This window comes from Streptomyces colwelliae (assembly GCF_048158785.1).
In the GTDB taxonomy this organism is placed as follows: domain Bacteria; phylum Actinomycetota; class Actinomycetes; order Streptomycetales; family Streptomycetaceae; genus Streptomyces.
The window spans coordinates 1-14,379 of the sequence record NZ_JBLTJC010000270.1; the positions used below are offsets into that span (position 1 = coordinate 1).

12 protein-coding genes are annotated in these 14,379 nt (G+C 70.8%); 7 read left to right on the top strand and 5 right to left on the bottom strand.

Going from position 1 to position 14,379, the window contains the following annotated elements; all coding sequences use genetic code 11:
• Positions 1-51: 51 nt before the first annotated feature.
• The gene (locus ACNFOC_RS38235; protein ID WP_416963616.1) at positions 52-924 is read right to left on the bottom strand and encodes a helix-turn-helix transcriptional regulator; all 873 of its coding nucleotides are present in this window, start codon (positions 922-924) and stop codon (positions 52-54) included.
• A gap of 139 nt (positions 925-1,063) precedes the next feature.
• Here ACNFOC_RS38235 and ACNFOC_RS38240 point away from each other — a divergent pair, with 139 nt between their 5' ends.
• Positions 1,064-1,918, top strand: coding sequence for an NAD-dependent epimerase/dehydratase family protein (locus ACNFOC_RS38240; RefSeq protein WP_416963627.1), 855 nt, complete (start codon positions 1,064-1,066; stop codon positions 1,916-1,918).
• Positions 1,919-1,924: 6 nt separating this feature from the next.
• On the opposite strand, the gene ACNFOC_RS38245 is transcribed toward ACNFOC_RS38240, so the two are convergent.
• The 4 genes from ACNFOC_RS38245 to ACNFOC_RS38260 all read right to left on the bottom strand — a co-directional run bounded on the left by ACNFOC_RS38245 (position 1,925) and on the right by ACNFOC_RS38260 (position 5,992).
• The gene (locus tag ACNFOC_RS38245; protein WP_416963617.1) at positions 1,925-3,220 is read right to left on the bottom strand and encodes an MFS transporter; all 1,296 of its coding nucleotides are present in this window, start codon (positions 3,218-3,220) and stop codon (positions 1,925-1,927) included.
• On the bottom strand, positions 3,217-4,542 hold the full coding sequence (locus ACNFOC_RS38250; protein ID WP_416963618.1) for a GH1 family beta-glucosidase: 1,326 nt from the start codon (positions 4,540-4,542) through the stop codon (positions 3,217-3,219). Before ACNFOC_RS38250 ends, ACNFOC_RS38245 begins: the two co-directional genes overlap by 4 nt.
• Before the next feature lie 71 nt (positions 4,543-4,613).
• On the bottom strand, positions 4,614-4,880 hold the full coding sequence (locus ACNFOC_RS38255; protein WP_416963619.1) for a protealysin inhibitor emfourin: 267 nt from the start codon (positions 4,878-4,880) through the stop codon (positions 4,614-4,616).
• A gap of 44 nt (positions 4,881-4,924) precedes the next feature.
• Complete coding sequence (locus ACNFOC_RS38260; RefSeq protein ID WP_416963620.1) at positions 4,925-5,992, bottom strand: M4 family metallopeptidase; 1,068 nt, start codon at positions 5,990-5,992, stop codon at positions 4,925-4,927.
• A 301-nt stretch (positions 5,993-6,293) separates the two neighbouring features.
• Here ACNFOC_RS38260 and leuA point away from each other — a divergent pair, with 301 nt between their 5' ends.
• The 6 genes from leuA (at position 6,294) to ACNFOC_RS38290 (ending at position 14,377) form a co-directional block, all read left to right on the top strand.
• Positions 6,294-8,027 (top strand): 2-isopropylmalate synthase, encoded by a 1,734-nt coding sequence (gene leuA, locus ACNFOC_RS38265; RefSeq protein ID WP_416963621.1) that lies wholly within the window; start codon positions 6,294-6,296, stop codon positions 8,025-8,027.
• A 196-nt stretch (positions 8,028-8,223) separates the two neighbouring features.
• The gene (locus tag ACNFOC_RS38270; protein WP_416963622.1) at positions 8,224-8,928 is read left to right on the top strand and encodes a TerB family tellurite resistance protein; all 705 of its coding nucleotides are present in this window, start codon (positions 8,224-8,226) and stop codon (positions 8,926-8,928) included.
• A gap of 155 nt (positions 8,929-9,083) precedes the next feature.
• Positions 9,084-11,156, top strand: coding sequence for an MMPL family transporter (locus tag ACNFOC_RS38275; RefSeq protein WP_416963623.1), 2,073 nt, complete (start codon positions 9,084-9,086; stop codon positions 11,154-11,156).
• Positions 11,157-11,198: 42 nt separating this feature from the next.
• Positions 11,199-12,386, top strand: coding sequence for a sensor histidine kinase (locus ACNFOC_RS38280; protein ID WP_416963624.1), 1,188 nt, complete (start codon positions 11,199-11,201; stop codon positions 12,384-12,386).
• Positions 12,383-13,048, top strand: coding sequence for a response regulator (locus ACNFOC_RS38285; RefSeq protein WP_416963625.1), 666 nt, complete (start codon positions 12,383-12,385; stop codon positions 13,046-13,048). The genes ACNFOC_RS38280 and ACNFOC_RS38285 overlap by 4 nt, the downstream gene beginning before the upstream one ends.
• A gap of 123 nt (positions 13,049-13,171) precedes the next feature.
• Positions 13,172-14,377, top strand: a complete 1,206-nt coding sequence (locus tag ACNFOC_RS38290; protein ID WP_416963626.1) for a sialidase family protein — start codon at positions 13,172-13,174, stop codon at positions 14,375-14,377.
• Positions 14,378-14,379: the final 2 nt, after the last annotated feature.

Below are 14,379 nucleotides of genomic sequence, written 5' to 3' on the forward strand. Positions count from 1 at the left end.
GACCCCCGCTCCTCAAACGCCGGAGGGGCTGGGTTTGGGCGGGCTGGATCTTCAGCGCGGGTCTGGGGGCGTAGCCCCCAGCGGGGTGAGCGACATGTCCTGCAACCCCAACACCCGCAGCAACTGCAGCCGTTCGTACGACTCCGTGCCGGGGCGGGCCGTGTGGATGATCAGTAGGTGGTGGGCGTCCTGGTTCAGGAGGATCTCGCAGTCCAGTTCCAGGAGACCGACCAGCGGGTGGCGGAAGCGCTTCGTGGACTGGCGGCGTACCGCCACCTCGTGTTCCTCCCACAGTTGCGCGAACTCCTCGCTGGACGACCGGAGTTCGGACACCAGTGCGGCCGGCTCGGGGTCGTCGGGGCGGGCCGCGGCCACCGCCCGCAGGTTCGCCACATGGACGCGTGCGTGCTCCGCCACGTCCTCCGGGGGGAACATCTCCCGTGCCGTCGGGTTCAGGAAGAAACGGCGGAGGAGATTGCGGTCCTGGGGCGGGCGGGCGAACACGTCGCCTGTCAGAGCCCTCGACATCGCGTTCTGGGCGATCATCTCGCCGCAGTCGCTCGACACGTGGGCCGGGGTGTCGTGCAGGCGGTCCAGGACCAGGAGGAGCCCCGGCCGTGGATGCGTGGACGTACCGCTGCGCCGCGGTGGCTCCTCTCCCGTCAGGTGGAAGAGGTGGTCGCGCTCGTCTTCCGTGAGCCGTAGCGCCCGCGCCAGCGCCGTCAGCATCTGGCGGGACGGGTGCGGGCCGCGGGCCTGCTCCAGGCGCGTGTAGTAGTCCACGGACATGCCGGTCAGCTGGGCCACCTCCTCGCGGCGCAGGCCCGGCGTACGGCGGCGGGCGCCGGCCGTGAGGCCCACGTCGGCGGGGTCCAGGCGGGCCCGGCCGCGGCGCAGGAAGTCGGCGAGTTCGGCTCGGTTCACGCTTCCAGGGTGCGGCAGGTCGCCCGGCTTATCCAGGCACTGTCGATCCCCCGATCAGCAGGTCTCTCCCGGTAGCGGCCCGCCCGCCCGAAGCTGGTCGGGACGAGACGAGACGAGTCGCGACTAGAGGAGCAACATGATGCTGACACTGGTGACAGGCTCTACGGGCCAGGTCGGACGCCGCTTCGTACCGAGGCTGCTGGCGCAGGCCAGGCCGGAGGAGCGGGTGCGCGTACTGGTGCGGGACGCGGCCCGCGCCGAACGCTTCGCGGAGCTGGGCGCGGAGGTCGTACTCGGCGATCTGCGGGACGAGGACGCCCTCGGCAAGGCGGTCGCCGGCGTGGACGCGGTCGTGAACGTCGCCGCGTCCTTCCGCGGCGTACCGGACGAGGAGGCCTGGGCCGTCAACCACGAGGCGGCGGTGGCCCTGGGACAGGCGGCGCTGGCCTCCGGTGTACGGCGCTTCGTCCAGGTCAGCACGGGGCTCGTGTACGGCACCGGGCGGGGCCGCCCCATGACCGAGGAGGACGAGAGTTGCCCCGGCGGCCACATGTGGGGCGCCTACCCCGACGCGAAGGCGACGGCGGAACGGGAGTTGCTCGCCCTGGACGGCATGGACGTCCGCGTCGCCCGACTCCCCTTCGTCTACGGCGAAGGGGACCCCCACCTCGCCAACTCCCTCCAGTGGGCGGCACATTGGGCCTCGAACCAACGCCTCCACATGGGCCACCACGCGGACGTCGCCCAGGGTCTCCTCCGCGTCCTGCACGCCCCGGGAATCGCCGGCCGCATCTACAACATCGCCGACGACGCCCCGGTCACCGCGGTCGAACTCCACCTGCTCAACGGCGTCGAGATCCCCGCCGAACTCCACGAACGCACCGACCCCGACCCGTGGTTGGGCATCATGTCCACCGAGCGCATCCGCCGCGAGCTGGGCTACCGCCCCCTGTTCCCGACGGCGTGGTCGGCACGGGACGCGGGCGCGCTCTGACCCGGCTCAGTCCACCCCGCGAATCCGCCGCACCAGCAACGCCCCCGCCATCCCGATCACCGCGGACACCAGATACAGCACCCGGTACCCGCCGAGATACGTCACGATCGGCGCGGCGAGGGCGGGGGCCGCGACCTGCGGAAGGGCGTTGGCGACGTTGATGACGCCGAGGTCCTTGCCGCGGTCCAGGGCCTTCGGGAGTACGTCCGTCATCAGGGCGAAGTCGACCGACGTGAAGACGCCGAAGCCGATGCCCAGGACCGCCGCCGCCGTGATCGCGCCCGGCCAGGTCTGCCAGCCCGCCAGGACCGCCGTCGCCACCGCCATGAGGACGCCGGACCAGATCACGAACGGCTTGCGGCGGCCGACCCGGTCCGACCAGACCCCGCCCACCACCACCGTGGCCAGCAGCGTGAGGCCGTTCACCGCCGTGAGGATCAGGACGCCCTGGTCGGGGTCGTGGTAGTGCAGGCGGTCGCGCAGGTAGTAGAGGAGGTAGAGGAGGACCAGGGCATTGCTCAGGTTGATCAGGAAGCGGGTCAGCCACGCCCAGCCCAGGTCCGGATAGCGGCGCGGGCTCAGCCAGAAGCCCCGCACGAAGCCCGGCCAGGACCACGGCGGGCGGGTCTCCGGCGGGAGTCGGAGGTCCTTGTGGCGGAGTACGTACGGCAGCACGCCCACCGCCGTGAACACCGCGCACGCCACATAGCCCGCCCCGATGCCCCCGGCCGCCGTCGCCAGACCCGTACCGCCGACCACGCCCAGGATCTGTGCGGCGCCCAACCAGCCGCCCACAGAACCCCGTTGGAGCCTCGGCACCCGGTCCGGCACGGCCGCCGTGACCGCCGCGAAGGCCGCGTTCAGGGTGAGCTGGACCAGGCACCAGCCGGCCGCCATCGTCCACACCCCGCCCGCGCCCGCGAGCAGCAGCAACGACAGCGCCCCGCCAGCGGCCCCGCCCACGATCCACGGCGTACGGCGCCCCCACCGCGCCGTCGTCCGGTCGGACAGCGCGCCGAAGAGCGGATTGGCGACCAGCGACACCAGCGCGCCCGCGCCGGTCACCCACGCCAGCATGGACTCCTTGGACATGCCGGTGCCGGGCGCGAAGTCCTTCGCCTGCGACGCGAGCAGGATCTGAAGGGGGCCGTACCAGCCCACCCAGATCGCCCCGTTGGCGAGCGACAGCGCGGACGTCCAGCCTCGGCCCACGCGTTCGACGGGTTCGGCCAGGGCGGAAGCCGAAGTGGCCGTAGCGGGAGCCGTGTCGCCGTCGTCCACCGAACTCCCCGTCGTCGTCATCTCTGCGCCCGCAGCATGCCCTGGAACCAGCCGTACGACGCCTTCGGAGTGCGCGCCCGTGTCTCGTAGTCCACGTGTACGAGGCCGAAGCGGCGCTCGTAGCCCTCCGCCCACTCGAAGTTGTCCAGCAGCGACCACACGAAGTACCCGCGTACGTCCACGCCCGCCTCCAACGCTCCGTGCAGCGCCCGGACATGGCCGTCGAGGTAGGTGATGCGGTCCTGGTCGTCGATGCCGTCGTAGGAGCAGCCGTTCTCGGTGATGACGACGGGCGGGAGGCGGTCGCCGTAGCGGTCGCGGAAGGTGGTGAGGAGTTCCGTCAGGCCCTCGGGGACCACCGGCCAGCCGAAGTCCGTCACCGGGACGTTCTCGATCTCCCGCACGGAGAAGGGGAGTTCGGCGGGGAGGGTCAGACCGCCGAACTCGATCTCCGCGCCCTGGGGTGCCCCGACCCTGCTCGGCGCGTAGTAGTTGATCCCGTACCAGTCGATCGGTTCGGCGATCACCTTCAGGTCGGACTCGACGTCGCCCGGCATCAACTCGCCCAGCCCGGACGGGTATTCACCCAGCAGCAGGGGGTCGGCGAACAGGCGGTTCAGGAGCAGGTCGTAGAAGTTCGCCGCTTCGATGTCCTCCGGTTCCTGCGAGGCCGGCCAGGTCGGGCCGTGGGAGTTGGCGATCCCGATGTCGGTGGCGCCGGACGCGCGCAGGGCCCGTACCGCCAGGCCGTGGGCCAGGAGTTGGTGGTGGGCGACCGGCAGCGCGTCGAAGAGGAGCGTCTTGCCGGGGGCGTGGGCGCCCAGCGCGTGGCCCAACAGGGTGTGTTCCGCGGGCTCGTTGAGGGTGATCCACTTCTTCACCCGGTCGCCCAGGCGCTCGGCGACCAGCGACACGTACTCCGCGAAGTGTGACGCCGTGTCCCGGTCCAGCCAGTCCCGCGTGACCGGCAGATCCCAGTGGAACAGGGTCGGGACCGGACGTACGCCCGCCGCGCACAGGTCGTCGACGAGACGGTCGTAGAAGTCGAGGCCGCCGGGGGAGTTCACCCGTGGCCAGGAGATCGAGAAGCGGTACGCGTCCACGCCCAGGCCGGCCAGGAGGGCCACGTCCTCGCGGTGGCGGTGGTAGTGGTCGCAGGCCACCGCCGCCGTCGAGCCGTCCTTGATCCGGCCCGGCTCGGCCTCGAACGCGTCCCAGACGGACGGTTCGCGTTCGTCCGCCGCACCCTCGATCTGGTGGGCCGAAGTCGAGACGCCCCAGAGGAATCCGGCCGGGAACCGAGGTATCGGGTTGCCTGCATCAATCGCCATGCGCCGGATCATCGGTACCGGCGGTAACGGGTGTCAACGGGCGGGCGTGAACAAGCAGTTACGCCCCACCCGTCGACACCCGTTCACGCGCCTTCCTTCAACACCTTTGAGATCAGCGTCCGTTGCTCCTCCGTGAGCCGGGGGTCGGCCGTGTACACGGTTTTCCCGTCCACCGTGATCTCGTAGTGGAAGCCGTCCGGGACGCCCGCCTTCGGTGCGCGCTGGCCGGCGGCGACCGCCTGTTCGGCCAGCGCGTGCCACTCGTGCGCGTCGGGCCGCGTCGAGGTGTCCACCTCGCCGCGGCGCTCGATACCGGCGAACCCACCCGTGCGTCGTACCTGAATACGCATGGGTCCTGTCTAGTACGGATACGAATCCGGCGCGACTGCCGCCACTAGGAGGTCGGCACCCCGACCTGCTCCCACGCCTTCTCCACGGCCTGCAACTCCTCGCCGCCGTCCCCGAACCGGGCCTTCGCGGCGGCCACCGTGAGCGTCGCGAAGTCCGTGAACAGGGCGTCCTTCTTGATCTCGCCGCCGGTCAGGACGTCGTACCAGATCTGTCCCGCCTTCTCCCAGGCATGTCCGCCGAGCGCGTCGGCGACCAGGTAGAAGGCGTGGTTGGGGATGCCGGAGTTGATGTGCACGCCGCCGTTGTCGCTGCCGGTCTTGACGAAGTCGTCCATCGTCGCGGGCTGCGGGTCCTTGCCGAGGGCGTCGTCGTCGTAGGCCGTGCCCGGGGCCTTCATCGAGCGCAGGGCGACGCCGGAGACGCGCGGGGCGAGCAGGCCCGCGCCGATCAGCCAGTCGGCCTCGGCGGCGGTCTGGCCGAGCGTGTACTGCTTGATGAGCGAGCCGAAGACGTCGGAGACCGACTCGTTCAGGGCGCCGGACTGGCCGAAGTAGGTCAGGTTCGCCGTGTACTGCGTGACGCCGTGGGTGAGTTCGTGGCCGATGACGTCGACCGGGATGGTGAAGTCGAGGAACAGCTCGCCGTCGCCGTCGCCGAACACCATCTGCTCGCCGTTCCAGAACGCGTTGTCGTACTTCACGTCGTAGTGGACGGACGCGTTGAGCGGCAGGCCCTCGCCGTCGATGGAGTGGCGGTTGAAGGCGTTGAGGTACAGCTCGAAGGTGGCGCCGAGACCGGCGTAGGCGCGGTTGACGGTGGCGTCCTTGCCGGGCTCGGAGCCCTCGGCGCGCACCTTCTTTCCGGGCAGGTCCTGCTTGTGCTTCGCGTCGTAGATCGTGCGCTGCGGCTTGTCGGACACGACCGGCGCCTCGAGGACCGGGGCGCCGATGACGGTGGTCAGCCGGCGGTGGGTGCGCTCGTAGGCGTCGCGCTCCAGGGTCTCGCGGGCGGGACCGGCGAGCGCGGCGTCCTCGTGCTGGGCGAGCCTGTCGAGGACGTGCGGCGGGACGATCGTGCAGAAGACGGGCTCGAAGCCCCCGTGAGTCGTCATGCCCGGCACCTTGGCACCGAGTGACGTGGATGTCACTACCGGCAACCATGTTTGGTGGAAAACGCGGACATTCATCACAGTCTCGTAGCGGAGAGTGGTATACGACGGTGAATATCCCGCATAGTGATACGGCCCCCCGCACGGCGCACGTCTCGGCTAGTCTGCTGGACATCATGCGTATCGGGCTGCTTCTCCTTAGCTGCCGCGGCGAGGGCCTGTAGTCGAGGCCGACCCCCTCCCCGCGGAGTCTGGCGTTGCGCCGTCGGCCGTCCTTCAGGACACCACGAGGAGCCCCCGCATCATGGCAAGCAGCCGCGTCAATCGCCAGCAGCCCAGTTCCATGCCGATCCACAAGTACGGCCAGTACGAGCAGGTCGACATCCCCGACCGCACCTGGCCCCAGCAGCGGATCACCGTAGCCCCCCGCTGGCTCTCCACGGACCTGCGCGACGGCAACCAGGCCCTGATCGACCCCATGTCACCGGCGCGCAAGCGCGCGATGTTCGACCTGCTGGTCAAGATGGGCTACAAGGAGATCGAGGTCGGCTTCCCGGCCTCCGGCCAGACCGACTTCGACTTCGTGCGCTCGATCATCGAGGAAGAGGGCGCGATCCCGGACGACGTCACGATCTCCGTGCTGACGCAGGCCCGCGAGGACCTGATCGAGCGGACCGTGGAGTCCCTGAAGGGCGCCAAGCGCGCCACGCTGCACCTCTACAACGCGACCGCGCCCGTCTTCCGCCGCGTGGTCTTCCGCGGCTCCAAGGACGACATCAAGCAGATCGCCGTCGACGGCACCCGCCTGGTGATGGAGTACGCCGAGAAACTGCTGGGCCCCGAGACCGAGTTCGGGTACCAGTACTCGCCGGAGATCTTCACGGACACCGAGCTGGACTTCGCGCTGGAGGTCTGCGAGGCGGTCATGGACGTCTGGCAGCCCGGCCCGGACCGCGAGATCATCCTCAACCTGCCTGCCACCGTGGAGCGTTCGACCCCGTCCACGCACGCGGACCGCTTCGAGTGGATGGGCCGCCACCTGTCCCGCCGCGAGCACGTCGTGCTGTCGATCCACCCGCACAACGACCGCGGTACGGCCGTCGCCGCCGCCGAGCTGGCGCTGATGGCCGGCGCCGACCGCGTCGAGGGCTGCCTGTTCGGCCAGGGCGAGCGCACCGGCAACGTCGACCTGGTCACCCTGGGCATGAACCTGTTCTCGCAGGGCGTCGACCCGCAGATCGACTTCTCCGACATCGACGAGATCCGTCGTACGTGGGAGTACTGCAACCAGATGGACGTCCACCCGCGCCACCCGTACGTGGGCGACCTGGTCTACACGTCCTTCTCCGGCTCCCACCAGGACGCCATCAAGAAGGGCTTCGACGCCATGGAGGCCGACGCCGCCGCCAAGGGCGTCACCGTCGACGACATCGAGTGGGCCGTCCCGTACCTGCCGATCGACCCGAAGGACGTCGGCCGCTCCTACGAGGCCGTCATCCGGGTCAACTCGCAGTCCGGCAAGGGCGGTATCGCGTACGTCCTGAAGAACGACCACAAGCTGGACCTGCCGCGCCGGATGCAGATCGAGTTCTCCAAGCTCATTCAGGCCAAGACGGACGCCGAGGGCGGCGAGGTCACCCCGAAGCAGATCTGGGCGACCTTCGAGGACGAGTACCTGCCGAACCCGGACAACGCCTGGGGCCGTATCCAGGTGAAGAACGGCCAGTCGACCACCGACACCGACGGCGTGGACACGCTCAAGGTGGAGGCGAGCGTCGACGGCGTCGACACCGTCCTGACCGGCTCCGGCAACGGCCCGATCTCCGCGTTCTTCGACGCCCTGGGATCCGTCGGCATCGACGTACGGCTCCTGGACTACCAGGAGCACACGATGAGCGAGGGAGCCTCCGCGCAGGCCGCCTCGTACATCGAATGCGCGATCGACGACAAGATCCTGTGGGGAATCGGCATTGACGCGAATACGACACGTGCGTCCCTGAAGGCCGTCGTCTCCGCCGTCAACCGCGCTACCCGCTGAACCATCCTGACCGGCGGTTTACTCGTCGTGGAAGGGCCCCGTACGCCGGTCTCCGGCGGGCGGGGCCCCGTCGTTTCCCGGCCATTCCATGTGCAGGTCACGGAGAGGTCTCGTCCGGGGTACTGACTCCGGCTCGACAATGTGGCTAACATCACGCCAGCGCGGCGATGTTGCCGCGGCGTTACGGAGGTGCGACGTGCTGCCTGAACGGGGACGAGACGGCCGAGCGGTCCATGAGGGCCGTGCGGCGCGCGTGCTGGGCATCCGTACCGCGTGGACCAGCGTCGGGGACGGCGAGTTCTTCTGCCCCGGATGCGGGGGCGACCGCAACTACCAGCGGCTCACCGGGCGCCGCCGCTTCACCTTCCTCGGCATGCCGGTGCTGCCGCGCGGCGACACCGGGCCGGTCGTCGAGTGCGCCGCCTGCCAGGGCCACTACGGCACCGACGTCCTCGACCACCCCACCACGAGCCGCTTCTCCGCGATGCTCCGCGACGCCGTCCACACGGTCGCCCTCGCGGTGCTGGCGGCGGGCGGCAGCTGCGCCCGTACGTCTCTGGAGGCCGCCGCGGGCACCGTGCGGGCCGCCGGCTTCCAGGAGTGCACGGAGGACCAGCTCGGCGCCCTCGTCGAGGCCCTGGCCGCCGACACCGGCCGCGTCTTCGGCGAACCCAGCGGTGCGGGCCTCGCCATAGAGCTGCACGAGGCCCTCGACCCGCTCGCCCCCCACCTCGCCCCAGCGGGACGCGAATCGATCCTGCTCCAGGGCGCCCGCATCGCCCTCGCCGACGGCCCCTACACCCCCGCGGAACGCGACGCCCTCGCGACCGTGGGCGCCGCCCTCACCATCTGCGCGGACGACGTGACCCGGCTGCTGGCGGCGGCGCGGACACCGTCGTAGGCCCATCCGGCCAGTACTCCCCAGGGAGTAATACGGCCGCACGGACACCCCTGGCAGTAGTCCCGAACTCGCCCTCCCGCGCGACGATTTACCCCTCCCGCACCGGAAGTCTGGAGAGCGCAACCAGACATCCGCGCCGGAGGGGGGCCCGTTCCATGGGGGCCGAACAGAGGAACAGCACACGGCGACGAGCCATCCCCTGGGTGGTGCTCGCGTTCTGGATCGGGGTGCTCGCGCTGGCCTCGCCGTTCGCGTCGAAGCTCGGCGACGTCACGCACGACAGAGTCACCGACTATCTGCCGGCGAGCGCCGACTCCACCCAAGTCGCCAAGATCCAGCAGGAGTTGCCGGGCGGCCAGACCACCGAGCTGGTCCTCGTCTACCACCGCGCCGGCGGACTCACGCCCGCAGACAAGGCCACGGCGGCCCAACAGCTCACGCGGGTAGGCACGTTGCACCCGCTCGCCGCGACCCCGCGAGGCGTCCCGTCCGCCGATGGCACCACCCTCATGTACCCCGTCACCAGCAACTGGCCCGGCACCGATGAGAAGAAGCGCACCGCCCTCGTCGACGACATCCGCCAAGTCGCCCACGACACCGGCGGGTTGACGGTCGAGGTCGGCGGCCCCGGCGCCCTGGCCACCGACTCCGGCAAGGTCTTCGACTCGCTCGGCGGCCCCCTGCTCTACACGACCGTCGCCGTCGTCGCCGTCCTGCTGATCATCATCTACCGCAGCCCGGTCCTCTGGCTGGTGCCCCTCGCGGTCGCCGGGGTCGGAGACTTCCTCTCCACAGGCATCTCCTACGGCCTCAACCACGCCTTCGGGACGACCATTTCGGGCCAGAGCACGGGCGTGATGACGATCCTCGTCTTCGGCGCGGGCACCGACTACGCCCTCCTCCTCATCTCCCGCTACCGCGAGGAACTACGCCGCATCGAGCGCCCCTACGACGCGATGCGCGCCGCCCTGCGCGGCTGCGGCCCCGCCGTCCTCGCCTCCTCCGGCACGGTCGCCGCCGGACTGCTCTGCCTGCTCGCCGCCGACCTCAACTCCAGCCGCGGAATGGGCCCGTTGGGCACGGTCGGGGTCCTCTCCGCGCTCGCCGCGATGCTCACGCTCCTCCCCGCACTCCTCGTCCTCCTGGGCCGCCGCGTCTTCTGGCCGCTCGTCCCGGCCTACGGCTCCACGCCCAAGGCCCGCCGGTCCCTGTTCACCGCGATGGGCAGCTCCGCCGGACACCGCCCGCTGCTCGTCCTCGCCGGCGGCGCGGCCCTGCTCGGCGCACTCGCCCTGGGCACCCTCAACCTCCCCGGCTCCCTCAAACAGGACGACTCCTTCGTCGACCGCCCCGACTCCGTCACCGCGATGCGCACCCTCGCCGAGGCCTACCCCGAACGCTCCGCACAGCCCATCGACGTCATCACCCCGGCCGCCCGCACCGACGCGACCCTCGCCACGATCCGGGCCACGCATGGTGTCGCCGACGCCCGCCAGGGCCGTAGCGGAAACGGCTGGACGGAGATCTCCGTGACGGCTGTCGGCGCGCCCCAGTCGGCGGCCGAGACCCGCACCATCACCGACCTCCGTCACACGCTCAAGGGGTCCTACGTCGGCGGCCCGAGCGCCCAGCAGTTGGACCTCCGGGACACCAACGCGCGGGACCGGATGGTCGTCGTGCCGATCGTGCTCGTCTCCGTGCTGCTGATCCTGATCGTGCTGCTGCGGTCGCTGGTCGCGCCGTTGATGCTGGTGGCCGCGGTGATCGCGGTGTGGGGCGCGGCGCTCGGCATCGGGGGCCTGGTGTTCGGGCCGGTGTTCGGCTTCGCCGGGACCGATCCGGGACTGGGTCTGCTGTCCTTCGTCTTCCTGGTGGCTCTCGGCGTCGACTACGGCATCTTCCTCATGCACCGGATGCGGGAGGAGGCGATCCGGGGCGCCGAACCGGTCGCCGCCGCGCTGACCGCCCTGCGGACCACCGGCGGGGTCATCGCCTCCGCCGGGCTGGTCCTCGCGGCGACCTTCGCGGTGCTGACGAACATGGGGCTCGTGCAACTCGTCGAACTGGGCTTCGTGATCGCGGTGGGCGTCCTGCTGGACACCTTCCTCGTGCGGACGTACCTGGTGACCAGCGCGAGTGTGCTGCTGCGGCGGAAGGTGTGGTGGCCGGGGCGGCTGTCCCGGGAGCCCGAGGCCGTACGTCCGGAGCGTCAGCCGGAGCCGGTGTGAGGACCTCGCACGGGGCCGGCGGAGGATGACCCCGTGCAAGCGATGAGGCTGAGTGTCCGGCGGCAGGACGTGTTCCTCGCCGCCGGGCTCGCCGTGCTCGCGTCCGTCGTCGCCGTCAGCTTCGGGAGCGGACGGCGGCCGGACGCGCTCGGCTGGACGCTGCTGCTCGCGCTGCACGTCCCGCTGGCCTGGCGGCGACGGGCCCCGCTGACCGTGCTGTGCGTGATGATCCCGCTGATCGCGTTCTACCACCAGCAGGAGTACGACCACTCGGCGCCGACCGCCGCCTCCATGGTTCTCCTCTACACGGTGGCCGTCACCGGCAGCACCCGGCGGACGGTGACCATCGGCTGCGCGGTGGTCTCGCTGATGCTGGTCCTGAAGGTGGGCCACGGCATGGCGGGGGTCGCCGAGAGCTTCCAGATCACCGGCTGGATCGTGTCGATGCTCGTCCTCGGCGGCTACCTCCGCGTCCACCGCCAGCTGACGCGGACGGCCCTCGAGCGCGCCGAGCGCGCCGAACGCACCCGCGAGGAGGAGGCCCGCCGCCGCGTCGCCGAGGAACGCCTGCGCATCGCCCGCGACCTGCACGACCTGCTCGCGCACAGCATCACCCTCATCGGCGTCCAGACGTCGGTGGCCGCACACGTCCTGTCCGAGGACCCCGGCCGCCTCGACCGCGCCGCCGTGGCCAAGGCCCTGGACGACATCGCCGACACCTGCCGCAGCGCACGCGGCGAACTGCGCACCACGCTGGAGGTGCTCCGCGACCACGGTCCCCTCGACGACGACCACGGTCCACTCGACGAACGCGGCCCGCTGCCCGGCCTCGACGGACTGCCCGACCTCGCCGCTACGGCCCGTGCGGCGGGGGCGGAGGTGGAACTGTCGGTGGTGGCCAAGGTGGTGCCTGCGGCCGTGGGCGCCGCCGCGTACCGGATAGTCCAGGAGGCACTCACCAATGCCGTACGACATGGCGGTCGCGCCGACCTCACGGTCCGGGTCGGTGTGCACGAGCGGGACGGAGCCCTCCGCGTGGATGTCACGGACGACGGCGCGGGTACCGGTGACGGCACCCCCGGCTTCGGCCTTGTCGGCATGCGCGAACGGGTGCGCAGCGTCGGCGGCACGCTGGACGCCGGGCCGCGGGACGAGCCGGGCGAGCGGGCGGGCTTCGTGGTGAGCGCCGTACTGCCCTTGCGGGCGCGGGGAGAGGAGGGGGCGCGGTGACCGCCATCCGGGTGTTGCTCGCCGACGACCAGACCCTCGTACGGGCCGCGTTCGCGATGCTCGTCGAGTCGGCGCGGGACATGGAGGTCGTAGGACAGGCCGCAACCGGACGCGAGGCGGTGGCGCTGGCCCGCACCTCGCGCGCGGACCTCGTCCTGATGGACATCCGCATGCCGGACCTGGACGGCATCGAGGCGACCCGCCTGATCGCGGCCGACGAGGACCTCGCAGGGGTGCGGATCCTCGTCCTCACGACCTACGACACCGACGAGAACGTGGTCGAGGCGCTGCGCGCCGGCGCCTCCGGATTCCTGGTCAAGGACACCCGTCCGGCGGAACTCCTCGACGCGATCCGCACGGTGGCGGCCGGAGAGGCGCTGTTGTCGCCGGGCCCCACGTCCCGGCTGATCGCCCGTTTCCTGCGCGGCCCGGTCGCGCCCGCCACCGGCGGCCCCGACTGCCTCTCCGAACGGGAACGCGGAGTCCTCGCCCTGGTCGCGCGCGGCCTCAACAACACCGAAGTGGCCGAAGCGTTGGGCCTGAGTCCGCTCACCGCGAAGACGCACGTCAGCCGCATCATGGGCAAGCTGGGGGCGCGGGACCGGGCCCAGTTGGTGATCGTGGCGTACGAGTCCGGGATGGTGACACCGGGGAGGCTGTGACGGATGACGGACAGACAGGTCGGCGTCGTTCCGCGGGGGCGACCTCCGCGAGGGCGGCCTCCGCGAGGGGCGACCTCCATGAGAGGCGACCTCCGTGAGGGGCGACCTCCAAGAGGGGGAGCGATGACCATCCTGAGCCGCACGCTTCTCGTAGCAGCAGTACTGGTCGCTCCGATCACCTTCGCCGCGCACGCCTCCGCGCACGCCTCCGCGCGCTCCGGCTGCACGTCCTCCGTGCCCTACGTCTCGGGAAGCGGCGGCTACGACACCTACCGCATCCCGGCGACCGTCGTCACCGACCAGGGCACCGTCCTCGCCTTTGCCGAGGGACGCCACAACAGCGCGGGCGACACCGGCAACATCGACGTCGTCCTCAGACGCTCCACCGACGGCGGCTGCACCTGGGGCCCGTTGTCGGTGGTGGCCGCGGGTGAGGGGGACACCCGGGGCAACCCGGCCCCCGTCGTCGACCCCCGCACCGGCGCGATCGTGCTGGTCACCTCCTACAACAGCGGGACCGTCACCGAGGGCCAGATCATGCGGGGCGAGGTCACGCCCGAGCAGAGCCGCCGGGTGTTCGTGCAGCGGAGTTGGGACGACGGGCGGAGCTTCTCCACTCCTCGGGACATCACGGGGGAGGTGAAGCTGCCGAGTTGGCGGTGGTACGCGACGGGGCCCGGGCACGCCGTCGCGCTGACGCGGGGCGTGCACGCGGGGCGGTTGGTGGTCCCGGCCAATCACTCCGCCGCGCCGGTCGCCGGGTCGAGCGACACCGGGCAGGAGGCGAAGTACTACGGCGGGCACGACCTGTACAGCGACGACGGGGGCGAGACGTGGCAACTGGGCTTCGTGGACCCGACGTACGACGGGGTCGACAACACGAATGAGTCATCGGCGGCCGAACTCCCCGACGGGCGGCTGTACTTCAGCTCCCGTGACCAACTGGGCACGAGTGCGGGGAACCGGCTCGACACGTACTCCAGCGACGGGGGTGTGAGTCTGGATCGGCCCTACGCGGTGCAGCACACCTTGGATGATGTGCCGGTGGTTGAGGGGAGTGTGCTTCAACTGCCGGGCGTGGGGGCTCCGTTGCTGTTCTCGGCGCCGTCCGTGCCCAATGTCCGTCAGGGGATGGCGGTTTGGCGGAGTGCGGATGGCGGGGGTCGTTTTGTCAAGGCGGTCACGTTGTCGGGGGAGTGGGCGGGGTACTCGGATCTGGTGGCTGTGGGTGGGGACACGGTTGGGGTGCTCTATGAGACGGGGGCGACGAGTGCGTACGACACGATCGAGTTTCGGCGGGTGGGCGTGGGTGAGTTGAGTGGGGGCTGACC